We start from the raw sequence: 23,298 nt of genomic DNA on the forward strand, positions 1-23,298 counted from the left end.
TGGCTCGCTATGACATACAACAAGAACTTCGATGCCGATGCCGTCCTCCGGACCGTGGAAGCGGTGAGCAGACAGCACGCGGCGGGGACGCCCGAGGACGAGGCGCTCCGGGTCTGCGCGGCCGCGCTGCTCTTCGTGCGCGATGACCTCAAGAAACTCGAAGAGTTTCGCGAATTTTTTCGAAAAATCACGACCCCGGCCCTCCAGGGCGTCCAGGTGGCCCACACGTTCGCCACGAGAGAAGAAGCGGAAACGTGGCTCGCGAGCGGAACCGCCCGGGATGGCCAGCTCCTGAGGGTCGCCGGCCAGGGCTTCACGGTCATCGACCACGGGGCAAAGGGGCTGAAGCTCGTCCGGATACCGCTGCCGGAGGAGCTGCCCCCTCACAAACCCGGGAAGTAGGCGCGGGTTACTCCGCCTTCTTCGGCGCGGTGACCACGCCCACCACGCGGTGGACCGGATACAGCTCGCCCACCCGGATGAGGCCGTCGAGGTACTGCCAGCGGCAGAAGCCATCGTCGGAGTGCGGCTCGAGCAGATACACGGCCAGGGTGCCAGCGCGCTGCGCCGTGGGCACGAGCAGGGTGCCCGCGGGGAACTCGCGCGTGGTGCGCTCGGGAGCCACCGTGAGCACGGTCTCGAAGCGCACGGGCTTGGGCTTCTGGCTGAGCGGCACCTCGGACTGGCCGGGAGGCGGAACGTTCGTGGCCACGTCGGGGCTGAACGTCTCCTCGCGCCGGGCCACGCGGTAGCTGTCGACGGTGAAGCGCTCCGGGGCGGCGAGGCGCTCGAAGCGGATGCCATGGCCCTCGAGGCGCGCGGCGAGCTCCGCCGGGGCGAGGTACGCGGCCGGAGTGCTCACCGCCTGCGTGGGCACGAACGTCCGGTGGTGCGGCGTGAGGTACGCACGCTTGCGCTTTCCCGGGTAGCGGCGGGCGGTGATGCTCGCCTCGTCGAAGGCGAGGATGTGGGCGGCGTCGCCGGGCTTCGCGTAGGCGGGGTACTCGAATACGAGCGCGCCCTTGTCATCGCGCGTGGCGACGCCGTAGTTGATGCCCACGAGCTCCTGCACATCGTGCGACTCACCGCGCGCGATGATGCGCTCCTCCTCCGCCTGGGTCATGGCGCGATAGGCCTTGGCGTTCCTGGCGGCGTCGCGGATCAGCTCGAGCAACCACGCCCGCATCACCGCGCAGCGGCGGGGGAAGTCGATGTAGCTGTACGTCTCGAGCAGCACGTCGAGCCGGCCGAGCAGCCCGCGGTAGTGGCTGCCGAACCGCGGGAGCGCGGGGTAGGTGTGCCAACCGGAGACGGGGTTGCCCTCCTCCTTGTAGTTGCCGTACCAGAAGCTGTCGAAGCCATGGCGCGTCTTCACGGCCTTGGCCACGCGCTCGAGCATCTCCCGGTTGAAGGCGCGCAGCTCCGAGAAGAGCGGCTCGTTCGAGTGCGAGGTGTCGTAGGTGAGGTCGAAGGCGTGGATGCTGCCGTCGGTGGTGTGGCAGTCGATGAAGAGGTCGGGCCACCACGACTGATAGAACTTCGCGAGGCAGCGCGTCTCGGGGGCCTCCTGCTTCATGTTGTCGCGGTTGAGGTTCCAGCCCTCGCCCGTGTAGCGCATGCCCACGCCGCCCTCGGGGTTCACCTGGCCCTCGAGGTTCTGCAGGTCCAGCTTGCGGTTGTTGGGGCTGATGCGGTCGTTGCCGTCGGGATTGAAGTCCGGAATCAGCACGAGGCAGAGCTTGTCGAGCAGCGTCTGCCCCAGTTTGGTGAGCGTCAAATCCCGCGCGAGCGCGAGGACGGACTCCTTGCCCTCGACCTCACCGGCGTGGATGTTGGCCTCCACCATCACTACGAGCTTCTTCTGCCGGCGGGCCTGCTCGGGGGTGAAGCAGCCGCGATCGCTGACGATGAGCGCCGTCATCGGCTGGCCCTCGCCGCTCTGGCCGAAGTCCACGCGCCTGGCGAGCTTCGTGCGGCGGCAGAGCTCGTCGACGAAGGCGAGCACATCGGAGTGACGTGAGGTTTCCTTGTAGTTCGAGGCTTCGGCGCGGGTGAGCAGCTCGGTCATGGGGCGCATCCGAGCGTCCCCCCCGGGCAGCGTCAAGCACTCCGTCACTTCCCGGCGGGGACATTGCGGTGCGGGGCCTGGTTCGATACGTCTGCCCGGACATGGAACACGGACGAAGACCGGGGGCGCCCGCGGGCAGCGGGAAGGCCATCTGGCGGGCGCTCGGATATCTGGGCCGGTACAAGCTGGAGACGGCGAGCGCCCTGGTGGCGCTCCTGCTCGTGTCCGCCGCCAACCTCGCCGCGCCCCAGATGGTGCGGTGGGCCATCGACGGCGGTCTCGCCAAGGGTGATCGCGCCACGGTGCTCGCGGCCGTGGGAGGCCTGGTCGCCATCGCCCTGGGCCGAGGGCTCTTCAACTTCCTCCAGGGCTATCTGGCCGAGCGCGTCTCCCAGGGCGTCGCCTTCGACCTGCGCGATGCGCTCTTCGCGCGCATCCAGCGGCTGAGCTTCAGCTACTACGACCAGGCGCAGACCGGCCAACTGCTCACCCGGCTCACCAACGACGTCGAGCAGGTGCGCACCTTCGTCGGCTCCGGCGTGGTCCAGCTCGCCGCCTCGATCGTGATGCTGCTGGGCTGCGCGGCACTGCTGCTCAGCCTCAACGCCGTGCTCGCGGTGGCGGCGCTGGCGTCCATCGCGCCCATCCTCTGGTTGCTCCGGAGATTCATGTCCAGCATGGGCCCGCTGTTCGGCCGGGTGCAGGTGGCGCTGGGCCGGCTCAACACCGTCCTCCAGGAGGATCTGCGCGGCATCCGCGTGGTGCGCGCGTTCTCCGGCGAGGCACGCGAGGCCGAACGCTACCGGAAGATCAACGACGAGCTGCTCGGCCACAACCTGGGAATCATCGACGCCATCGCCACCAACTTCCCGTTCGTGGGCTTCTTCGCCAACGTCGGCACGCTCGTGGTGGTGGGTGTGGGCGGCCTGCTCATCTTCCGCCAGCGGCTGACGCTCGGCGAGCTGCTCGCGTTCAACAGCTACCTGGGCTTCCTGCTCATGCCGCTCATGACGCTGGGCTTCATCGCGGCCCAGATTTCCCGCGCCGGAGCGTCCGCGCTGCGCGTGTTCGAGCTGCTCGACACCCAGGTGGAGGTGGCGGACAAGCCCGGAGCCCAGACGCTGCCGCCGCTCCAGGGACGCGTGGAGTTGCGGGACGTGCGCTTCCGCTACGCGGGCAGCGAGCGGGAAATCCTCCGGGGGTTGAGCTTCGTGGCCGAGCCGGGGCAGCTCGTGGCCATCCTGGGGACGACGGGCTCCGGCAAGAGCACGATCATCAACCTCATTCCGCGCTTCTACGACGTGACGGGAGGCGCGGTGCTGCTGGACGGGCACGACGTGCGCGAGGTGACGCTCTCCAGCCTGCGCTCGCAGATTGGCGTGGTGCTGCAGGACGCCCTGCTCTTCTCCGGGACGGTGCGCGAGAACATCGCCTACGGCCGCCCGGAGGCCACCCAGGAGCAGATTCACGCGGCGGCCGAAGCGGCGCAGGCGGCGGAGTTCATCGCCGGGCTGCCGCGGGGTTACGACACGGTGGTGGGCGAGCGAGGCGTGGGGCTGTCGGGAGGACAGCGACAGCGGTTGGCGATCGCCCGGGCGCTGCTCACGGATCCGCGCCTGCTCATCCTCGACGACAGCACCTCGGCGGTGGACGCCGGGACGGAGGCCGCCATCCAGGACGCGCTCGACCGGTTGATGCGCGGCACGCACCGCACCGCGCTCGTCATCGCCCAGCGCATCAGCACCGTGCGGGACGCGGACCTCATCCTCGTGCTCGACGAGGGCCGGGTGGTGGCCCAGGGCACCCATGAGCAGCTCCTCGGCTCGAGCCCGCTCTACAACGAAATCCTCGGCTCGCAACTGCAGGCCGGCACCCCGGAGGCGGCATGAGGCGGCCCGGAAGTCTCGAGTCGATGGCGGAGCTGGAAGACCAGCGTGCCGCCAACCGAAGCGCGGTGGCGCGCCGGCTGCTGACCGAGCTGCGGCCCCACCGTGCCACGCTGCTGGTGGCGCTGGCGTTGGTCATCGTGAGCGCGCTGGCGCAGGCCATCGGCCCGTATCTGGTGAGCCGGGCCATCGACCACGACATCGGGAGCGGGGACACAGCGAGCCTGCTGCGCACCATGCTGCTGCTGTTCGCCGTGTATCTGGTGGGAGCGGTGGCCTCGCGGGCGCAGACGCGGCGGGTGGGCGCGTCCGGGCAGCACGTGCTCGCCACGCTGCGCACCCGGTTGTTCGAGCAGCTCCAGGCGCTGCCACTCTCGTACTTCGACAAGCGGCCCATCGGGGATTTGATGAGCCGGCTGCTCAGTGACGTGGACACGCTCAACCAGTTCTTCTCGCAGGGGCTGACGCAGTTGCTGGGCTCGATGCTGGGACTGGTGGGCGTGCTGGTGGCGATGCTGGCGCTCAACGTCCGCCTGGCGCTGGCGTGCTTCACCCTCATTCCGGTCATGCTGCTCACCACGTGGTTCTTCGCCGCCCGGGCCCGGACGGCCTACCGCAAGACGCGGCAGACGGTGGGCAACGTGACGGCGGAGCTACAGGAGGAGCTCGTCGGCGTCCGGCAGGCACAGGCCTTCAACCGCACGGACGAGAACATCCGGCGCTTCCGGGGCCGGAACGCCGCCAACCGGGACGCCAATGTGGCCGCGGTGGGTGTTACCTCCGCGTTCTCCCCCGCCATCGACGTGCTCGCCACGCTCTCCACGGCGCTCGTCATCGGCTACGGCGGCCACCTGGTGCTCCAGGGGCAGTTGAGCGTGGGCCTGGTGGCGGCGTTCCTCATCTACGCGCAGCAGTTCTTCCGGCCTGTGCAGCTCGCGGCCTCGACGTACACGCTGATGCAGTCGGCGCTCGCGGGTGCCGAGCGCATCTACTCCATCCTGGATGAGCCACGTGAGCCCGCCGACGCTCCGGATGCACTCGAGCTGGGACGGGCGCAGGGGCGCATCTCGTTCGAGAAGGTGTCGTTCGCCTACGACGCCTCGCACCCGGTGCTCCAGGACGTGAGCTTCGAGGTGGCGCCGGGGCAGACGGTGGCGCTGGTGGGCCGCACGGGTGCGGGGAAGACGACGGTGGCCAACCTCATTCCCCGCTTCTACGACACGACGGAGGGGGTGGTGCGGCTGGATGGGGAGGACGTCAAGCGTGTGCGGAGGGCGAGCCTGCGGCGGCAGATGGCGACGGTGATTCAGGAGCCGTTCCTGTTCTCCGGCACCATCGCGGAGAACATCGGCTACGGCCGGCCCGGTGCGAGCCGCGAGGAGATAGAGCAGGCCGCCCGCGCGGTGCATGCCCATGAGTTCATCGCCGCGCTCCCGAAGGGTTATGACTCGGTGCTCGGGGAGGGAGGCGCGACGCTGAGCCAGGGGCAGCGGCAACTGCTCGCGTTCGCCCGGGCGGTCATCGCCGAGCCGCGCGTGCTCATCCTCGACGAGGCGACGGCGAACATCGACACGAGGACGGAGGCGCTCATCCAGCGCGCGCTCTCCACGCTGCTGGCGGGAAGGACGAGCGTGGTCATCGCGCACCGGCTCAGCACCATCCGGAGCGCGAACCTCATCCTCGTCATCGACGCCGGACGCATCACGGAGCGCGGCACGCACGAGGAGCTGATGGCCCGGAATGGTTTGTACGCGGAGCTGTACCACCGGCAGTTCCGTGAGCCGGCCTCTCCGGTTCACTAGCGTCAGTCCGCGACGGAGTACCCGTGGCCACATGCACGGACCCGCGGCCATTTCCCCTCGCCCTCCGGGAGAGGGACGGGGTGAGGGTATCGGGTGTACCCAGGTTGAATCCCCTGTCCACACTGGAGGCCACGGGTTGGAGAACGGGCCCGGGCACCCTCACCCCGACCCTCTCCCGAGGGGAGAGGGGATGGTAGGGGATGGTTACGGAGCAGAGGCGGCGGGCTTCACGGGCTCGCCCTGGCGGAAACGCGCCTCAGGACCGGGGCCCACGTACACCTGCACGGCGCGGAAGCGCGGAGCCCCCTCGGGAATCAGCGCCGAGTGCCGCGTCCCCGCGGGGATGTAGACGGCATCGCCCTGCTTCACGGGCATCATCTGGCCCTCGATGGTCATCTCCGCCCTCCCCTCCTCCACGTAGAGCATCTCCACGCTGTCCGCATGAATGTGCTCGGGCACTCCAGCTCCCGCCTGGAGTTCCAACACCCCCAGCGAGGCCGCTCGGGCTCCGGTCTCCTCGTTGACGAGCAGGATGGCGGTGCCCTTACCCTGCGAAATGCGGAAGGTGGGGGCCTCGGCGCTGCCCACCACGTGGCGGACGGGCACGATGGGGGCGCGGACACAGCCAACGGAGACACAGACCAAAGCCGTCAGGAGCGCGGGACGCATCATCCCTCCGTTCCTAGCACCTGCTGGCGGTGACTCGCAGCCCGTACCGTGGTCTCAGTGTCACGAGCGCCTGCGGCTCCACGCGGTGCCCCGGCACCAGGCGGAAGCGGAATCTCCTCGCCACCATGGCCAGGACGAGCTGCCCCTCCATCAGCGCGAGTCCGGTGCCGATGCACTGACGCTGTCCTCCCCCGAAGGGCAGGTAGGCGAAGCGCGGGCGGGAGCCGGAGCGCTCCGGGAGGAATCGGTCCGGGTCGAAGGACTCCGGGTGCTCCCACAGAGCCGGGTGCCGGTGGAGGACGTACGGCAGCGGGGCGACGATGGCCCCCTTGGGAATGGGGTAGCCCCCGAGCTCATCCTCGCCGACCGCCGTGCGGCTGATGAGCCAGGCCGGCGGGTAGAGCCGCAGGGCCTCGTCGAGGACGCGCGCCGTGTAGCGCAGCCGGGGCAGGTCCTCGAAACCGGGCACGCGGTCTCCGAGCACGGAGGACACCTCCTGTGCGAGCCGTGCCTCGGCCTCGGGGTGTTGCTGCAGCAGGTAGAAGGTCCACGCGAGCGCGTTGGCGGTGGTCTCGTGTCCGGCGAGCACGAGCGTCATCACCTCGTCGCGCAGTTGCGCGTCGCTCATGCCCTCGCCGGTGTCCGCGTCGCGGGTCTCCATCAGCAGCGAGAGCACATCATCCGTCCGGTGGGGCCCCGCGCGGCGCTGGCGGATGATGTCGAAGACGAGGCGATCGAGCACCCGGAGGGCGGACCGGAAGCGCCGGTGGCTCGGGAGCGGCACGGAGAGGGGCAGGGGCAGGACGGCCAGGGCGTGGCGGTTGGACTCCTCGATGGCGGCGGTGACGGCGAGCCCCACCTCGCTGGCGGCATCGCTCAAGTCGGTGCTGAAGAGCACGCGGCCGGTGATGGCGAGGGTGAGCCGCGTCAACTCCGCGGCGAGGTCGAACGGCTCCCCCGAGTCGGCGAGGGGCCCCCACCTCTGGAGCGAGGACTCGGCGAGGCCGGTGATGGCCGTGGCGAGGCCCGCCAGGCGCTCGCGGTGGAAGGCGGGTTGCGCGAGGCGGCGCTGGCGCTTCCAGAAGTCGCCCTCGCTCAGGAGCAGCCCGTTGCCGAGCACGGGCCGCAGCCGCTGCATCAACCGGGTCTTCTGGTAGTTGCGCACGTTGTCCACGAGGACGCGCTTCACGTCGTCCGGGTGGCTCACCTGGTACAGCTCGAAGGGCCCCATCCGGTAGCGGACCACGTCGCCGTACCGCTCGCGGCCCCGCGTGAAGAATCCCAGCGGATCGGCCCTGCGCTCGGGCAGATTGCCGAGCAGCCAGTGGCCCCGGGGACCGGGAGGGAGGCGGCGGGCGTCGTGAGTCATCGCGGTGGTGTCTCCCATACACCAGGGCCACCCAGGAGGGGACTCACCCCGGGAACGAGTCCCTGCCCCCGCGGTCCGGGTCCCGCTAAGGTGCCGCACGTGAGCCAGCCTCGATTCATCCCCGGACATGAAGTCCCCGCGCGCCCGCGCGACAGCGCCCTGCTCTTCGCCGCGCACGGACTGGAGCTGCTCGTCGCCGAGCGCGACCACGCCGTGCACATCCCCACCGGCGCGGAGCTGCCCGAACTCGCCGCGGTGGCGCACTTCCTCGGCACCCTTGGGGACGTGGACTGCTACGCCGCCGCCCTCCCCAAGGACATCTCTCCTCCCGAGGGCATGAAGCTCGTCCCCGCACGCGGCCTCTACAACCGCGTGGACGAGGCCCTCTTCGCCGTCGCCGGCCGGGCGCTCGCCATCGCCGAGTGGGACGCCACCCACCGCTTCTGCGGGCGCGATGGCCAGCCCACGGTGCTCGTCCCCGGCGAGCGCTCGCGCCGCTGCCCCGCCTGCCGCACGCCCTACTACCCGCGCATCTCCCCCGCCGTCATCGTGCTCATCACCCGCGGCGACTCCATGCTCCTCGCGCGCAACGCCCACTTCCCCGGCGCCTTCTTCAGCACCCTCGCCGGCTTCGTCGACATCGGCGAGTCCCTCGAGGAGACGGTGGTGCGCGAGGTGAAGGAAGAAGTGGGGATAGACTTGAAGAACCTCCGCTACTTCGGCAGCCAGCCGTGGCCCTTCGGCCGCTCGCTCATGCTGGGCTTCACCGCCGAGTACGCGGGCGGCGAGATTCAGGTGGATGGCCAGGAGATCGCCGAGGCCCATTGGTTCACCCCCGACAACCTCCCGCAGCTCCCCCCGCGCATGAGCATCGCCCGGCAGCTCATCGACACCTTCATCGCCCAGGTGAAGGCCCGCGGCGGCACCCCGGCCTGAGGCCCGCGCTCCTGGGCCTCGCCCTCTTGCTGGGGGGCCGGGCGCCTGGAAATCCCGGGAGCTGTCAGCCAGTTGAGGCCCTGGGGGGTCTCTGAACTTGCATCCACCGTCCGGGTGGGATTGAAGCGAGCTTCCCCCCGGATCCCCCATGCCCGTCGCGCGCCCCCACATCGAGCCCCGTCGTGTTCCCACCGCTGACTCGGTGGTGGTCAAGGAGTTCTACCTCTCGGTACAGGGCGAGTCCTCGCACGCGGGGCTGCTCTGCTCCTTCGTGCGGCTCACCGGCTGCCACCTGCGCTGCACCTACTGCGACAGCGAGTTCGCCTTCCACGGCGGCACGCGCATGAAGATTCCGGAGGTGGTGGCCAGGGTGAAGGAGCTCGGCGCGCCCCGGGTGGAGGTCACGGGAGGCGAGCCCCTGCTGCAGCCCGGCGTGTATCCGCTCATGGAGGAGCTGCTGGCCGCCGGCCTCACCGTGCTGCTGGAGACGAGCGGCGCCATCGATGTGCGGCTGGTGCCTCCGGCGGTCCATAAAATCGTGGACATGAAGACGCCGTCCTCGGGTGAGTGCGAGCGGAACGACTACCGGAACCTCACGTCGATGAACGCCAACGACGAGCTCAAGTTCGTCATCGGCAGCCGCGAGGACTACGAGTGGTCCAAGCAGCTCATCGCCGAGCACCGGCTGCTGGAGAAGCCGTATGGGCTGCTCTTCTCCACCATCTTCGGCAAGCTGACGACGAAGGAGCTGGCCGAGTGGATCATCGCGGACCGGCTGCCGGTGCGCTTCCAGCTCCAGATGCACAAGTACATCTGGGAGCCGAACGAGCGCGGGGTGTGAGGACGGGCCGGCTCAGCGCGGGCCGGAGGCGAAGAGCCCCAGCACGAGCCTGAGCACGAGGAAGACCTGGAGCAGGACGCAGGCGAGGTTGAGCCAGGACAGCCCGCGCGTCCACCGGGCCCACGTGCGCGCGGGCGAGGGCTCCACGTGCCGCAGGCGGCGCAGCTCGCGGGAGGACAGCCAGAAGCCGAGCCCCGCGGCGATGCCATTGAGCACGGGCAGGCGCCGCAGCAGGGGGAGGACGATGGTGGCCCGGCCCGTGTCGACCACCCCGTTCACCGGCAACAGCATGGCCAGGGGGACGGTGGCGAGGGCGATGGTGCCCAGGCCGAGCGTCAACTTGAGGGCCAGGGAGGCGGCGCCGTGCTCGCGGACGAAGGCGAGGCAGGAGGCGCACCAGGCGGCCTCGCCGAGCAGCTCGGTGCACTCGCCACAGAGGAAGGTGCCACAGCGGACACAGGTGGCGACCGCGGCCCGCTGGTGCGTGGGGCAGCGGGGGCTGGTGAAGGCGGGCTGGTCCGGTGCGGAGGCCACGGGCTCGCCTCGCACCGGGTCAGAAGATGGGAGGCGGGGGCGGGCGCAGCATGACCTGATCCAACGCGTGGGCGCCCAGGCCGAGGAAGACGGCGGCGAGCACGCTGCAGCCGAAGAAGCCGGCGAGGATGAGGTTCTTGCGCGGGTGCTCGAACTGGCTGAAGGCGTAGACGAGCACGTAGAAGGGCACCAGCAGCACCATCATCCCCGTCCCCAGGCTGCGGCGGAACGCGTGGACGAGCAGGAAGGCGGCGCAGACGAGCGTGATGACCCCGAACAAGGCGGCGAGAGGGAGGAGCGGCACGGTCTTCAGATAACACGGCTGCCGCCTCGTGGTGGCCCCTGTGCGCGGATTGCGTGCTAAAGCACGCTCCCACGTCTCCTCACCGAGGTGCCCGGACGATGGCCACACTGAAGACGCTGCTCACCTTCATTCTCCTGGGAGCCTTCCTGGGGCTGGCAACGGCCTCGTATATCGGCCCCCAGTTCCTCGAGTGGTACAACACGGCGCCGCTCGGGGCGCAGACGATGTGCGACCTGCCCAAGGTCATCCAGGGCATCACCGCGGACCTGCTGCGCTACCAGGTGTACGGCACGCTCATCGGCGCGGGCAGCTTCCTCCTCCTGGGCATCGTCTTCGTGGTGTCGCGCTCGAAGAAGCAGAAGCGGATGCAGCAGCCGCCCACCACCCCGCCGGTCCAGCCGGGTCCCGCCGTCTGAGCCACACCCACGGCGGCCATCCCCTTCAGGTCCGTCCGCGAAAGTGGACCCCTGGGTACATGCGCTGATCCGCGGCCATTTCCCCTCGCCCTCCGGGAGAGGGACGGGGTGAGGGTATCGGGTGTACCCGGGTTGAACCCCCTGCGCACATTGCGGGCCACGGGTTGGAGAACAGGCTCGGGCACCCTCACCCTGACCCTCTCCCGAGGGGAGAGGGGATGGAAGGGAATCAGGCTACTGGCAGTTCCACGACGAAGCGCGCGCCGCCCTCGGGGCGGTTCTCCGCGCGCAACGTGCCGCCGAAGGACTCCACGTACTGGCGTGACAGCGCCAACCCCAGCCCCGTCCCCTTCCCCGGCGCTTTCGTCGTGAAGAACGTCGTGAAGAGCCGCGGCAGGTGCTCCGCCGCGATGCCCGGGCCGTTGTCCTCCACCAGCACCCGCACCCGCTCCCCCGCAACCTCCGCGCGCACCGCCACCCGCCCGTCCTGCACCTTCGCGTCCTCGATGGCGTCCGCCGCGTTCAGCAACAGGTTGAGCAGCACCTGCCCCAACCGCCGCGGCTCGGCCTTCGCCACCGCCTCCGGCGGCACCTCCACCGCCAGCCTCACCAACGACTTCAGCCGCACCGACGCCAGCCGCACGCTCGCGTCGATGACCGGCGCCAGCTCGCACCGCCCCACGCCCTCCACCGCATCCTCGGCCCGCGACAGCGCCGTGAGGTCCTTCACGATTTGATGGATGCGCTCCACCCCCTGCATCGTCTCCTGCAGGGCCTCGGTGTACTCGGTGTCGTCCGCGCCCGTCGCCGGCTGCCGCCACTCCTCCAGCAGGAAGCGCAGGTTCGCCTGCACATACGCCAGCGGATTCTTCACCTCGTGCGCCACGCCCGCCGCCAGCCGCCCCACCTGCGCCAGCCGCTCGGCCTGCAGCGCCCGCGCCTGGGACGCCTCCAGCGCCTCCTGCACCACCCGCTGCTCATCCTCCGCCCGCGTCCGCGCCAGCCTCAGCCGCCGGTAGAAGACGCTCATCTGCATCCCCACCGCCCCCGCCCCCAACAACAACAGCAGCCGCGTCGCCACCGGCACCGGCCCCATCCCCTCCAGCCCCATCAACGTGCCCGCGGACACCATCGGCAGCAGCGTGCTCAGCACCCCCTGCCACCGCTCGCCCCGTGACAGCCCGAGCGTCATCAGCGGCATCACGAAGAACCAGCTGAAGATGGGACTGCTCACCCCTCCCAGCCGGTACACCACCAGCCCCAGGAAGAGGTTGGGCACCACCACCGCCGCCAGCGTCCGCACCAGCCTGCGGCGCGGCGGCTCCAGCCACCGCAGCGACCAGCCCATCGCCCCCGTCAGCCCCGCCCACACCAGCCGCAGCGCCAGCGTGTCCCACGCCGGCCTCATCACCGACAGCGAGTCCACCACCCAGAACGGCAGGCACGTGAGCGCCAGCACGTAGACGAGCCGCTGCTCATCGCGCAGCACCAGGTCCTCGCCGCGTGGCTCGTCCCCCGCGGGGGCTCCTGCGTGCTGCTGCGCCATGTCCGTGCCGGTCTCCCAGGATTCCCAGAGAATGGAGAGTTCCGCGCAGAACAGTCGCACAAAATGGGGTCAAACGAAACCCAGCCTGGGTCAGCGGCGCACCCGGCCCACAAGGCGGAGTTTCTCAGCACGTGAGAGGCGCTTCAGGGCGGCCTCGCGGCGCAGGGCGGCCCCCCGGTCCGCGGCCGGCTCGCTCCAGACGAGCGTCACCGGCAGGCGGGCACGGGTGTAGGCGGCGCCGCGGCCCTTGTTGTGCGTGGCCACGCGGCGTTCGAGGTTGTTGGTGGCACCGGTGTAGAGCGTCCCGTCCCGGCAGCGCACCATGTAGACGGTCCAGGTGTCCGGCACGGCGGGGCGGCAGCATAGCGCACGCCCTCGTCCGTCCAGCCGTGCTCTTCGCCTGCCCGGCTGCTCACCAATGCGCCGGGGACTCTCTTCCCCGCCGGGGCCGCCCCTCGTACGCCGCCATCACCAGCGCCACCGGCAGCAGCGGGTCCACCTTCCAGGCCGCCAGGATGTGGTCCCGGCTGACCAGCCCCACCAGCCCTCCCGTCTCCCCCAACACGGGAAGCAGGGAAGTACCGCACCGCTCCATCACTCGCAGGGCACGCAAGAGAGTGTCCGTGGGAACCAGAGCTGCTTCAATCGAGGACAACCTTTCCACAAGAGTCGGCTTTTGCCGCATCCACTCGCCTCCCGGCTTGAACGAGGGTGGAGCATTGCAACCGGTCTGCCGACATGTGGGTGCGTGGGTTTTTCAACACGGCATCCGTCCCGCAGGGCATTAGATTCGAGTCGTGACGACTCGAACCGGGCCCAGGCTGACGCGGATGGCGGATATTTTCTCCCGAGCGGTAAATCGTGACGGAGAAGGGTTGCTCACTCTGCCCTTCAAGCCCGACGAGCTGTACCGGGTGCCCACCGATGATGGGGCGGCCATTGCCCTGGGGCGCTACCACCCCCGGGAGCAGCGCCGGTACGCCGAGCCGGTCATCCTCTGTCATGGACTGGGCGCCAACCGGTTCCACATGGATTTCGACGAGCACTACAGCCTGGCCCGCTACCTGGCCCGGGCGGGCTATGAAACCTGGGTGATGGAGTTGCGCGGCCGGGGGCTGGCGGGCCCGTGCGGCGACGCCTCCTTCGATGACCAGGCCGAGCACGACGTGCGCACCGCCCTGCGAACCGTGCTGTCCACCGGGTCCAAGGAAGTGCTCTGGGTGGGCCATTCCAAGGGAGGGCTCACCCTGTACGGCCATCTGGCCCGCAACCCGCAAGCCCCGGTGCGCGCCGCGGTGGCCATTGGCAGCCCCTTCACCTTCGCGGTGCAGCCGGGCCTCAAGACGTTCATCCAGCGGATAGAGCCCCTGCTGCGGCTGAAGATGATTCCCACCCGGCGGATTACCGGCATCGCCCTGTTCGGCGCGCCGCCGGGGCCGCTCAGCCGCTACATGATGTTGTCCTCCAACATGGAGCCGGACGTGGTGCGCAAGGCCCTGGCCAACGTGCCCGCGGACATCTACGGCGGCGTGGTGCGCCAGTTCGCCCGTTGGATAGCCACCGACTCCTTCTGCATGGAGGACGGCACCTGCTACCGCAAGCCGCTGGCCGGGGTGAGGCTGCCGGTGATGCTGGTGGCGGGAAGCAAGGATCTGCTCGCTCCCCCGCTCGCCGTGGCGCGGGCGCAGGAGCACCTCGGCGGGCCGGTGAAGCTGGTGGTGGCCGGGCGCGGCCATGGCTTCGCCGAGGACTACGGGCATGCGGACCTGGTGCTGGGGCGTCGGGCACCGGACGAAATCTTCCCGCTGGTGGAGGCGTTCCTGTCCGCGCACGCGACCCGGGCGTAGGAAGGCCCCGGGGGGACGTCCGGTTGTCCGCTCCCCCCCGGCGTGCTACCCCACGGGCCCGCACTCTATGTCTCCTGTCTCCCGCTTCCTGTCCCTCGCCCTGCTGGCCCTCGTGGGCTGCGAGCGCGGCCCCGCCCCGGGCCATGCCGTGGTGGACTTCCGGCATACCCGCGCGCCGGTGAGCACCCCGGTGGCCGCCTGGAAGGATGACGGGGTGGCGGCCGAGGAGCTGAAGCAGCGCCTGGAGGAGATGAGCCCCGCGCTGCGCGAGCGCTACCAGACGCTGGAGCAGAAGCGCGAGTACGTGGAGGGCATGGCCCGCTTCGAGCTGCTGGTGCAGGAGGCGCTCGCGCGCGGGTTGCAGAATGACCCCGAGGTGGTGGCCAGCACCAAGCGCGCGCTGGTGTCCCGGTTGATGCGCTCGCAGCTCGACGAGGCGAAGCCCCCCGTCTCCGACGCGGAGGTGGCCACCTGGTACGAGAGCCACAAGGAGGACTACGTGCGGCCGGAACAGGTGCGGCTCTCGCACCTCTTCCTCGCGGCGCCCCAGGCGGACGCGGCCCGCGGCGAGACGGCCCGCGTGAAGGCGGAGAAGCTGCTCGCCGAAGCGAAGGCCCTGCCCCCCAAGGACTTCACCGCCTTTGGCCGGCTGGCCCGTGCGCACAGCGAGGAGCCCCGCACGCAGCCGCTGGATGGAGACCTGCGCTACCGCTCGCTCGAGGAGCTCGGGCGGGACTTCGGGCCCGAGGTGGCGGACGCGGCGCGGGGACTGCTGGCCAGCGGCCCGGGCGCGCTCAGCGGCGTGGTGCACACCGAGGCGGGGCTGCACGTGTTGCAGCTCACCGGCCACCAGTCCGCGTTGAACTTGAAGCTTGAGGACGTGCGCGAGCAGATCACCAACCGCCTCTCCCAGGAGAAGCGCACCCGGGCCTGGGCGGAGCTGCTCGCCGGGCTCGAGCGCCGCGCCGGCTTGAGCGTGGACGTGGCGACACTCTCCCGGGTGCACGTGGACGTGAGCACCCCCATGCGGCCCCCGAGCGGCCCGCCGCCCGGCACCCTTCCCGCCCCCACCCCTTCCGCGCCCCCTCCTTCCGTTTCCATGGAGCGCCCGTGACCCCCGAGAGGAATCCGCTCATGCCCCAGGCCTTCGTCCGCGCCACCCCGCTGCTCGCCGCCCTGGCGCTCGCCGTGGGACTGGCCGGCTGCAACAAGAAGGACAAGCAGGATCCGGACGCCCACGTGGTGGCCACGGTGAATGGCGAGGTGCTCTCGCGCCCCGACTTCGAACAGGAGCTGGGACGGGAACTGGCCTCCTCGGCCAACGAGACCGGCCAGCACACCCCGGAGGACGTGGAGCCCTACAAGCGCGCGCTGCTGGAGACGCTCATCTCCCGCATGGTGCTGCTGCAGGAGGCCCGGACGCACAACGTCACCGTAAGCCCCGAGGAGGTGGACCGGGGCGTGCTGCGGCTGTCGAGTGACTACCCCGCGGGCAACTTCAACGACGTGCTCGCGCAGGGGCAGCTCTCCATGGCGGAGCTCAAGACGCGCGAGTCGGCGCGGCTCACCATCGAGAAGCTCTTCACCCACCACGTCTACACGCGCGTGGCGGTGACGGAGGAGGAGCTGCGCGCGTACTACGCGGCGCACGAGGCGGAATTCGCCGAGCCCGAGCGGGTGCGCGCCGCGCAGATTGTCGTGAAGGGCATCGACGAGGCGCGGCGGGTGCAGGCGCAGCTCAAGTCGGGCAAGAAGTTCGCCGACCTGGCGCGCAAGTACTCGCTGAGCGCGGACGCCAAGGTGGGCGGCGACCTGGGCTTCTTCCCGCGCGGGCAGATGCCGCCGGCGTTCGACCAGGTGGTCTTCTACCTGTCGCCGGGCCAGGTGTCGGACGTGGTGGAAACGGAGTACGGCTACCACCTGTTCCGGGTGCTGGAGAAGAAGGCGGGACGCAAGCTGGAGTTCACGGAAGTGCGGGAGCAGGTGGAGGAGAAGCTGCTGGCGCAGCGGCGGGCGGAGGCGCAGGAGACGTACGAGAAGGAGCTGAGGGCCAAGGCCCAGGTCTGGGTGAACGAGGCCACGCTCCAGGCCATCCGCGGACGGCCCGCCACGCAGGCGGCGGCGAAGAAGTGAGCAGCCGTCCCATCGACACGGACACGGAAAGAGAAAGCACATGAAGAAGCTGATGGGAACGATGGTGGCGGCGCTGCTCCTGAGCGGCGCGGTGGCCCGGGCGGAGCTGGTGGACCGGGTGGCGGCGGTGGTCAACCGGGACGTCATCGCGCTGTCCGAGGTGGAGAAGCGCGCGGCGCCGGAGCTGTCGCGGCTGGCCTCGGAGAGGGATCCGCAGAAGCGGGCCGAGCAGCGGGCGAAGGTGCTCAAGACCTCGCTGGACATCCTCATCGGCGAGAAGCTGATGGAGGCGGAGATCCGCGAGCTGGGCCTCGGGGTGACGGACGCGGAGCTGGACGCGGCGGTGACGGACGTGAGGCGGCAGAACAACGTCACGGACGAGGCGGCTTTCGAGCGCCTGCTGTCGGGCGAGGGCTTCACGGTGAAGACGTACAAGGAGTTCCTGCGCAACCAGATGTCGCGCATGAAGCTGGTGCAGATGAAGGTGACGCCCAAGGTGAAGGTGTCCGAGGAGGACCTGAAGGCGGCGTACACGCAGTACACCAAGCTGGAGTCCGGGGACGCCGAGGTGCACGCGCGCCACATCCTGGTGCAGGTGGACGCGAAGGCGACGCCGGAGCAGGTGGAGGCGGCGCGCCAGAAGGCGCTGAAGCTGGCCGAGGAGGCGCGCAAGCCGGGCGTGGACTTCTCGGAGCTGGCGAAGAAGAAGAGCGAGGGCCCGAGCGCCTCGGACGGTGGAGACCTGGGCTTCTTCCGGCGCGGGGTGATGGTGCCGGCCTTCGAGCGGGTGGCCTTCGCGCTCAAGGAGGGCGAGGTGAGCGAGCCGGTGCGCACGCAGTTCGGCTGGCACGTGCTGAAGGTGGAGGAGCGGCGCGCGGTGGACGTGGCCCCCTTCGAGGAGGTGAAGGCCGAGCTGGAGAACCGGCTGAAGCTGCAGAAGACGGAGAAGTTCGTCGAGCAGTACGTGCAGGAGCTGCGGCAGAAGGCCTCCGTCGACGTGAAGATCTGAGCCCCCCGTGAACGAGCGTCCCGTCGTAGGCATCTCTCTGGGAGACGTCTCCGGGATCGGCCCGGAAGTGACGGCCGAGGCCCTCGCCTCGCCCAAGGTGCGCCGGTCGCTGGTGCCCGTCGTCTTCGGAGACGGGCCCACGCTGGAGCGCTTCCCGGCCTTCAAGAAGTACACCCGGGCCACGCCCGGGACGCTCGAGCGCGCCACCGGGCCCACCGTGTGCGTGGTGACGGAGCTGCCCGGGAAGGACCGCGTCCCCGGCAAACCGACGCGGGCGGGCGGCAGGGCGCAGTACGGCTACATCCAGGCGGCCATCGAGGCGGCACGGGCCGGCAAGGTGGACGCGCTGTGCACGGCGCCGGTGTCCAAGGAGCAGATCTCCCGGGCGGGCATTCCGTTCATGGGGCACACCGAGGTGCTCGCGGAGGCGTTCGGCCGTGAGGTGATGATGCTCATGGACGGCCCGCGGGTGCGGGTGGCGCTGGCGACGAATCACGTGCCGCTGGCGGAGGTCTCCCGGATGCTGACGGTGGAGCGGCTGGTGGGCCAGCTCCAGCTCCTGTCACGGAGCCTGAAGCCGGTGGTGGGCCGGGCGCCGCGCATTGGCGTGCTGAGCTTCAACCCGCACGCGGGCGAGGGCGGGCTGCTGGGGCGCGAGGAGGTGGAGGTGCTCACCCCCGCCATCAAACAGGCCCGCAAGCTGCGCGTGGATGCGCACGGGCCCCTGGCGGCGGACGGGCTGTTCGCGCAGGTGGAGCACTTCCCCTACGACGCGGTGCTGGCCATGTACCACGACCAGGGCCTCATCCCGGCCAAGGCGCTGGACTTCGAGCGCACGGTGAACGTGACGCTCGGACTGCCCGTGCCGCGCACCTCGCCGGACCACGGCACGGCGTACAGCCTGGCCGGCACGGGCAAGGCGAGCAGCGTCCCCATGGTGGAGGCGCTGCTCAAGGCCGCCCGGCTGGCCGCGCGCTGAACCCGCTCAGTAGGTGAACGGGAAGCGCACCGGCTCGCGGCTCTGCACCCGGTGCTGCGGGAACTTCCAGGAGCGCACCTGGCCCTCGATGCAGCGGGCGAACGGCGTGCCCTTGAGAGCCTCCGTCTCCATGACGGCATCGACGGCGTTACCCGTCGGCAGCACGCGCCAGCGCACCACGAACCGGTCCTTGCCCGAGTCCGACGTCCGCGCGGGCGAGTGCGTCTCGATGCAGGCGAGGATGGCCTCCTTGTGCGAGCCCACCACCTGCACCACGTCCGAGGTGGAGAGGCTCTCGGGCAGATCCTTGCCCGGCTCGGGCGGGATATAGACGTTGCGCTTGCCGCGCGGGTCCTCCGGCTTGAACTTCGGCGCCGACTCCGACAAGCCGAGCTCCGCCTCGAACTTCTTGTCGAGCGCGTCGTCGAAGTTGAGGGGATCGTTCGCGGCCCTGCCCGGAGACTTGGGAGCGGGCGCGGGCGCGGGCAACGGAGCCGGCGCGGGGGCCGGCTGCGGGCGGCGCTGCGGGACGGCCTCGACAGCACGCGGGACGCGCACCTCCGGAGCGGCCTCGGCCACGACGGGCTTCGGCTGCGGCGGCGGGATGACCGCCTTCGGCGCGGGCTGCACCGGGGCCGGAGTCACGGCCACCGGAGCCGCGGCGGGCGTCTGAGCCGCAGGAGCAGGAGCCGGAGCCTGGGCCGCCGGAGCAGGCACGGCCGGGGGCGCCACGACGACGGGCGCGGGCGCGACGGACGGGGCCACGGCGGGTGCATCCTGGCGCGGAGCCGCCTCGGACGAGGCGACGGGCCGCGGGGACACGGGCGCCGGAGCGCCACGGTTCTGGGAGAGCAGGAGCAGTGCGCCCGCGACGATGCCCACGGCCGCCGAGCCGATGAGCACCCCGGCCAGCATGGCCTTCCCGCGCTGAGCGGGCTCGGGCGCCTCGGGAGCGGCCATCATGACCGGGACGGCGGGCGGCGGCGGCGCCACCGGAGCCACCACCGGCTGAATGACGGGCACGGGGACAGGAGCGGGAACGGGAGTGATGGGCACGTCGAGCATCGCCGAGCGCGCCTCCTCCTTCTCCTGCTCCTTCTCCTCCTTCATCTTCCGCAGCCACACCTCCTCTTCCTCGACGAGCGAGTGCAGCGCGGAGACCACCTTCTTCCCGGAGCCGTCCTCCTTGGGGCGGGCCGGGGCGGCGGAGACACTCGCGTCCGCGGCCACCGTGGGCAGCCCCGAGATGGTCAGCGCGGCCACGAGCTCGGGGACGAGCGACAGCGCCCGCCAGGAGCTCCACGCCTCGCACCAGAAGAGGGTGTCGGGGGTGAGCTCGCCCTGGTGCCACAGCTCGCGCAGCCGCTCGAGACGGAACGGGCCCGCGGGCTGCGCATGCCGCTCCACGTACCAGTCCACAGCCCCCACGGGCACGGGCGTGGCCGCTTCCCCGCCCACGGCGGACACCTCGGAGGACGCTTCCAGCTCCGGCGGTCCGAAGAGCGCGCCGTCGAAGATGGCGTCCAGGTCATCCGGACGCACCTCGCGCAAGGCGGACTGCACGCTGGCGGGTGCCATCTCCGAAGACGGTGGGGAGAGCCTCGGAGGCTGAACCCCGCTGCCCGCCCGAGAAAGGTGATTGCCCTCGATGTTCGAATGGTTCCCGTCCACACGCCCTCCTACCAGCCCCCGCTGTCCCGACGTTGGGGCAGCTTGAGACTCAACCTAATGACGTCCGAGACCCCAGCCAGGATTCACACCCCCCGGTACGAGTGTCTTCTTTCACTTCCTAGCTATTACCGCGTGAGAAAGTTCTAAGCCTGACGCAGCCAAATCCCTCACAGGCTAAAACCCCTGGACAACCGGACTACGGCGTTTCCGCCGATGGGCAAGGAAGGTGCGTGAGCAACTCCGCGCCATCCCTCGCCGGGTCGAGCAACACCACCTCCGAGAGCTGCCCGTCGCGCCGGAGTTGAACACTCACGCGCCCCACGGGGCACCACCCCAGGCACCCGGTGAGACTCACGCGCACGGGATCGCCCTGTGCGGCGAGCGTGGTGCGGATGCGGCGTGGCAGGTCCACTCCTCCGGCACTCGTCTCCAGCCGCATCAGGCAGCGGTGACACACCTGGGCCTGCGTCTCCTGTGTGCTCGTCTCACTCATGCATGCGCCTGCCTCGTCTCCACTCCTCCACAAACTCCGCGGGCCCGCGAGGGATTTGATGAGGCCCTCCCTTGCGGAGAGCCCCCTGGCCGGCCGTGAGCAGGGCAGGCGGCGAGGCAGCGGTCCGCCCTGCGTTCCTCCGGCAGATGCACACCCTTGGGTACAAGGCCGTGTACCTCACCCGGATTTCCAAATGAGCCGCATCCTCATTGTCGAGGACGAAGAGGTCCTCACCGCCTCCATCCGGGACATCCTCGAGGGCGAGGGCCACCAGGTGCTCACCGCCCACAACGGCATGGATGCCCTCGACATGCTCGCGCGCGAGCGGTTGGACCTGGTGCTGCTCGACTTGATGCTGCCCCTGGTGGACGGCCTGACGGTCCTCCAGCGGATGCAACGGGAGTCCCCTTCCACCGCCGTGGTCGTCGTGACTTCCTGCGGCCGCGAGGCGCTCGAGGGCCGCCCCGTCCAGGGCTTCCTGCGCAAACCCTTCTCCCTCGAGGCCCTGCTCGGCGCGGTGAAGCGCGTGCTGCCCCAGGCGCCCCCTGGCCCGGGGTGAGCGTCGCGACGAAAAACCGAGGGCCCCCACGAATGACGGAGAGGGAGTTCACCCGGAGCCACGGCAAGTCCGCGTCTTCTGGACCCCACACCCGAGCGCCCGGGTGGCGTGGGGATTGCTGCGCACGAGGCCGCACCACCCCTTCCCGATTGGAGCGCCCGAATGGTTCGCATCATCCCGTGTCTCCTCCTCGGTTCCGCGCTGCTCACCGGGTGCGGCCCCGAAGGAGAGTGTGAGGGCACCGTGGGCGGCACCCGCATCCAGGGAGACCTCGACGGCGACAGCTCGCTCGTCATCGTCTCGACGACCTTCGATCCCCAGAACGAGGGCGCCTACGTCCGGACGGCGCGCCTCCAGCTCTTCTATGGGGACAACGCGCTGCGGCTGATCACCGAGGTGAAGCTTCCCGCGAAGCAGGACATGCGGGAGATCCCCCTCGGCCTGTCCTATGAGGAGTGGAGCCAGCGGCCGCCCGGGGACGGCGCGGTCTCCATCTGGCACATCCAGGCGCCCGCGGACGCCCCCCAGGTGGTGGGGGGCACGTTCAGCGTCAGGCTCGCGGACGCCAACAACCTCGAGGGGAAGATCGATGCCCGGTTCGAGGACGGCTCGCGGCTGGAGTGCACCTACGACCTCCGCGGCCAGAACTACGTCCCGGGCGACGACCCCACGTACAACGGTCCCCCCTGAGCATCACGACGGACTTCAACGGTGGGCGCGAAGGCCTTCGGCGTAGTGCTGCAACTGGCGCCGGGCGGCATCGAAGGCGTCGTTCACGGCCTGGTACGGGTCCTCGTGCGAGGCTCTGTCGCCGTGGTCGCGGTCGACCACGATGTTCTTGCCGGGGACGTGCAGGTCCAGGCGGACGTGGAAATGCTTGCCCTGCTGATGATGCCGGTGCGGCTCCTCCACCACCACGTGGCAGCCAGTGATGCCGTCGAAGAACTGCTCGAGCTTGTCCGCGCTGTCGCGGATGTGCTCCGAGAGGGCATCGCTGGTGTTCATCCCACGGAAGGTGATCTGCAGGTTTCGCTTCATCTTCGTGCCTCGTGTGTGGCTCCCGTTGGAGCCGTCGTGACGACCACACTCCAATGCATACGGAGCGCCAACGCCCCGCCCACGGGAAAACAAGGGGTTGGCGTGGGCCCGGCATGCAGCCTTTGCGGAGACCCCTCGGCGGGCGCGCAGCCTTTGCGGAAGGCCCTCGGACGCATACCTGGAGTCGAAGACGCTACACGCCCGGGCAACCCGGGAGGGCGGCCGAGCGGGCGCATGCTGCGATGCAGCGGGAGCGTCCCCATGCTTCTGGGCTGGAGGTGTGTGCGTGATTCGCATCGGCCCCGCGGGATGGAGCTACGACGACTGGGCGGGCGTGGTGTACCCGAAACCGAAGCCGAGGGGGTTCGATCCGCTGGCGTTCCTGGCGGGGTGCTTCGACGCGCTGGAGCTGAACACCAGCTTCTACGGGCCCATCAGCCGCCGCAACGCGGAGCTGTGGGTGGAGCGCACGGACTTCAACCGGAACTTCCGCTTCACCGCGAAGCTGTGGAAGCGCTTCACCCATGAGCGCGACGCGGTGTGGACGGCGGACGACGTGCGCCAGACGCGCGAGGGGCTGGATGCCCTCCACGAGGCGGGGAAGCTGGGGGCGGTGCTGATGCAGTTCCCCTGGTCGTTCCGCAACACGGAGGAGAGCCGGGACTGGCTGGACGGGCTGGTGTCCACGTTCTCCGACTGGCCGCTGGTGCTGGAGGTGCGGCACGAGTCGTGGAACGTGCCGGACGTGTTCGCGGAGCTGGCCGAGCGTGGGGTGGGGTTCGTGAACATCGACCAGCCGCTCTTCCAGAACTCGATGGGGCCGAGCGCGCGGGTGACCTCGTCGGTGGGGTACGTGCGGGTGCACGGGCGCAACTACCGCAACTGGTTCCGCGAGACGGCGAGCGCGATGGAGCGCTACGACTACCTGTACCCGGCCAGGGAGCTGAAGCCCTGGGCCGAGCGGACGAAGCAGATCGCGGAGCACCCGCGGGTGAGCGACGTGTACGTGGTCACCAACAACCACGTGCGGGGCAAGGGCGTGGCCAACGCGATGATGCTGCAGACGATGCTCACGGGCCGGAAGGTGCACGCGCCCGAGGCCCTGGTGCGCGAGTACCGCGACACGTTGGGGCCCTACGTGCTGCCCCCGGAGACGGAGACCCCCGAGCCGCCCGGCGCCAGCCCCGCGGGGTGAGAG

25 protein-coding genes are annotated in these 23,298 nt (G+C 70.1%); 14 read left to right on the plus strand and 11 right to left on the minus strand.

Translation table 11 applies throughout. The features are described 5' to 3' along the window. Positions 1-9: 9 nt before the first annotated feature. Entirely contained in the window at positions 10-402 is a 393-nt protein-coding gene (locus ACN28I_RS25615; RefSeq protein ID WP_420944563.1) for a hypothetical protein, read from the plus strand. Positions 403-409: 7 nt separating this feature from the next. Here the strand turns inward: ACN28I_RS25615 and ACN28I_RS25620 are convergent, their stop codons facing one another. Then, the gene (locus tag ACN28I_RS25620; protein ID WP_420944564.1) at positions 410-2,068 is read right to left on the minus strand and encodes a M14 family zinc carboxypeptidase; all 1,659 of its coding nucleotides are present in this window, start codon (positions 2,066-2,068) and stop codon (positions 410-412) included. Between the two features lie 101 nt (positions 2,069-2,169). On the opposite strand from ACN28I_RS25620, the gene ACN28I_RS25625 reads away from it, so the two are divergent. Both ACN28I_RS25625 and ACN28I_RS25630 read left to right on the plus strand, forming a co-directional pair. Beyond that, positions 2,170-3,957 carry an ABC transporter ATP-binding protein gene (locus tag ACN28I_RS25625; RefSeq protein ID WP_420944565.1) on the plus strand — a complete coding sequence of 596 codons (1,788 nt, stop codon included), beginning with the start codon at positions 2,170-2,172 and terminating at the stop codon, positions 3,955-3,957. Further along, on the plus strand, positions 3,954-5,756 hold the full coding sequence (locus ACN28I_RS25630) for an ABC transporter ATP-binding protein (RefSeq protein ID WP_420944566.1): 1,803 nt from the start codon (positions 3,954-3,956) through the stop codon (positions 5,754-5,756). Before ACN28I_RS25625 ends, ACN28I_RS25630 begins: the two co-directional genes overlap by 4 nt. A 204-nt stretch (positions 5,757-5,960) precedes the next feature. On the opposite strand, the gene ACN28I_RS25635 is transcribed toward ACN28I_RS25630, so the two are convergent. Both ACN28I_RS25635 and ACN28I_RS25640 read right to left on the minus strand, forming a co-directional pair. Continuing rightward, complete coding sequence (locus tag ACN28I_RS25635; protein WP_420944567.1) at positions 5,961-6,428, minus strand: cupin domain-containing protein; 468 nt, start codon at positions 6,426-6,428, stop codon at positions 5,961-5,963. Positions 6,429-6,438: 10 nt separating this feature from the next. Continuing rightward, positions 6,439-7,794, minus strand: a complete 1,356-nt coding sequence (locus ACN28I_RS25640; RefSeq protein ID WP_420944568.1) for a cytochrome P450 — start codon at positions 7,792-7,794, stop codon at positions 6,439-6,441. A gap of 99 nt (positions 7,795-7,893) precedes the next feature. Here ACN28I_RS25640 and nudC point away from each other — a divergent pair, with 99 nt between their 5' ends. After that, complete coding sequence (nudC, locus tag ACN28I_RS25645; protein ID WP_420944569.1) at positions 7,894-8,730, plus strand: NAD(+) diphosphatase; 837 nt, start codon at positions 7,894-7,896, stop codon at positions 8,728-8,730. 148 nt (positions 8,731-8,878) lie between these two features. Further along, positions 8,879-9,571: a radical SAM protein gene (locus tag ACN28I_RS25650; protein WP_420944570.1), complete on the plus strand. Its 693-nt coding sequence runs from the start codon at positions 8,879-8,881 to the stop codon at positions 9,569-9,571. Positions 9,572-9,583: 12 nt separating this feature from the next. Here ACN28I_RS25650 and ACN28I_RS25655 read toward each other — a convergent pair whose 3' ends face one another. Then, positions 9,584-10,105, minus strand: coding sequence for a B-box zinc finger protein (locus ACN28I_RS25655; RefSeq protein ID WP_420944571.1), 522 nt, complete (start codon positions 10,103-10,105; stop codon positions 9,584-9,586). Between the two features lie 19 nt (positions 10,106-10,124). After that, positions 10,125-10,409, minus strand: coding sequence for a hypothetical protein (locus ACN28I_RS25660; RefSeq protein WP_420944572.1), 285 nt, complete (start codon positions 10,407-10,409; stop codon positions 10,125-10,127). Positions 10,410-10,507: 98 nt separating this feature from the next. Here ACN28I_RS25660 and ACN28I_RS25665 point away from each other — a divergent pair, with 98 nt between their 5' ends. Further along, complete coding sequence (locus ACN28I_RS25665; protein WP_420944573.1) at positions 10,508-10,825, plus strand: hypothetical protein; 318 nt, start codon at positions 10,508-10,510, stop codon at positions 10,823-10,825. Between the two features lie 229 nt (positions 10,826-11,054). On the opposite strand, the gene ACN28I_RS25670 is transcribed toward ACN28I_RS25665, so the two are convergent. From ACN28I_RS25670 to ACN28I_RS25680, 3 genes are all read right to left on the minus strand, one after another. Next, on the minus strand, positions 11,055-12,371 hold the full coding sequence (locus tag ACN28I_RS25670) for a sensor histidine kinase (RefSeq protein WP_420944574.1): 1,317 nt from the start codon (positions 12,369-12,371) through the stop codon (positions 11,055-11,057). Positions 12,372-12,461: 90 nt separating this feature from the next. Further along, positions 12,462-12,695: a GIY-YIG nuclease family protein gene (locus ACN28I_RS25675; RefSeq protein WP_047861561.1), complete on the minus strand. Its 234-nt coding sequence runs from the start codon at positions 12,693-12,695 to the stop codon at positions 12,462-12,464. 88 nt (positions 12,696-12,783) lie between these two features. Next, the gene (locus ACN28I_RS25680) at positions 12,784-12,984 is read right to left on the minus strand and encodes a hypothetical protein (RefSeq protein ID WP_420944575.1); all 201 of its coding nucleotides are present in this window, start codon (positions 12,982-12,984) and stop codon (positions 12,784-12,786) included. A 217-nt stretch (positions 12,985-13,201) separates the two neighbouring features. Here ACN28I_RS25680 and ACN28I_RS25685 point away from each other — a divergent pair, with 217 nt between their 5' ends. From ACN28I_RS25685 to pdxA, 5 genes are all read left to right on the plus strand, one after another. Beyond that, on the plus strand, positions 13,202-14,218 hold the full coding sequence (locus tag ACN28I_RS25685) for an alpha/beta hydrolase (RefSeq protein ID WP_420944576.1): 1,017 nt from the start codon (positions 13,202-13,204) through the stop codon (positions 14,216-14,218). 67 nt (positions 14,219-14,285) lie between these two features. Continuing rightward, on the plus strand, positions 14,286-15,332 hold the full coding sequence (locus ACN28I_RS25690; protein WP_420944577.1) for a peptidylprolyl isomerase: 1,047 nt from the start codon (positions 14,286-14,288) through the stop codon (positions 15,330-15,332). 20 nt (positions 15,333-15,352) lie between these two features. Continuing rightward, complete coding sequence (locus tag ACN28I_RS25695; protein ID WP_420948714.1) at positions 15,353-16,351, plus strand: peptidylprolyl isomerase; 999 nt, start codon at positions 15,353-15,355, stop codon at positions 16,349-16,351. A gap of 40 nt (positions 16,352-16,391) precedes the next feature. Continuing rightward, entirely contained in the window at positions 16,392-17,360 is a 969-nt protein-coding gene (locus ACN28I_RS25700; RefSeq protein WP_420944578.1) for a peptidylprolyl isomerase, read from the plus strand. 7 nt (positions 17,361-17,367) lie between these two features. Further along, positions 17,368-18,339, plus strand: coding sequence for a 4-hydroxythreonine-4-phosphate dehydrogenase PdxA (pdxA, locus tag ACN28I_RS25705; protein ID WP_420944579.1), 972 nt, complete (start codon positions 17,368-17,370; stop codon positions 18,337-18,339). Positions 18,340-18,345: 6 nt separating this feature from the next. Here the strand turns inward: pdxA and ACN28I_RS25710 are convergent, their stop codons facing one another. Together ACN28I_RS25710 and ACN28I_RS25715 are read right to left on the minus strand one after the other, a co-directional pair. Further along, entirely contained in the window at positions 18,346-19,902 is a 1,557-nt protein-coding gene (locus ACN28I_RS25710; RefSeq protein ID WP_420944580.1) for a GYF domain-containing protein, read from the minus strand. A 304-nt stretch (positions 19,903-20,206) separates the two neighbouring features. Then, positions 20,207-20,503, minus strand: coding sequence for a hypothetical protein (locus ACN28I_RS25715; RefSeq protein WP_420944581.1), 297 nt, complete (start codon positions 20,501-20,503; stop codon positions 20,207-20,209). 193 nt (positions 20,504-20,696) lie between these two features. Here ACN28I_RS25715 and ACN28I_RS25720 point away from each other — a divergent pair, with 193 nt between their 5' ends. Beyond that, positions 20,697-21,062, plus strand: coding sequence for a response regulator (locus ACN28I_RS25720; protein WP_420944582.1), 366 nt, complete (start codon positions 20,697-20,699; stop codon positions 21,060-21,062). A 162-nt stretch (positions 21,063-21,224) separates the two neighbouring features. Beyond that, positions 21,225-21,752, plus strand: a complete 528-nt coding sequence (locus tag ACN28I_RS25725) for a hypothetical protein (protein WP_420944583.1) — start codon at positions 21,225-21,227, stop codon at positions 21,750-21,752. A 15-nt stretch (positions 21,753-21,767) separates the two neighbouring features. Here the strand turns inward: ACN28I_RS25725 and ACN28I_RS25730 are convergent, their stop codons facing one another. Further along, positions 21,768-22,100, minus strand: a complete 333-nt coding sequence (locus tag ACN28I_RS25730) for an HPF/RaiA family ribosome-associated protein (protein WP_420944584.1) — start codon at positions 22,098-22,100, stop codon at positions 21,768-21,770. Between the two features lie 286 nt (positions 22,101-22,386). Here ACN28I_RS25730 and ACN28I_RS25735 point away from each other — a divergent pair, with 286 nt between their 5' ends. Further along, on the plus strand, positions 22,387-23,295 hold the full coding sequence (locus ACN28I_RS25735) for a DUF72 domain-containing protein (RefSeq protein ID WP_420944585.1): 909 nt from the start codon (positions 22,387-22,389) through the stop codon (positions 23,293-23,295). The last annotated feature ends 3 nt before the right edge of the window (positions 23,296-23,298 follow it).

Source organism: Archangium gephyra, from assembly GCF_049060025.1.
GTDB classification, from domain to species: domain Bacteria; phylum Myxococcota; class Myxococcia; order Myxococcales; family Myxococcaceae; genus Archangium; species Archangium gephyra_A.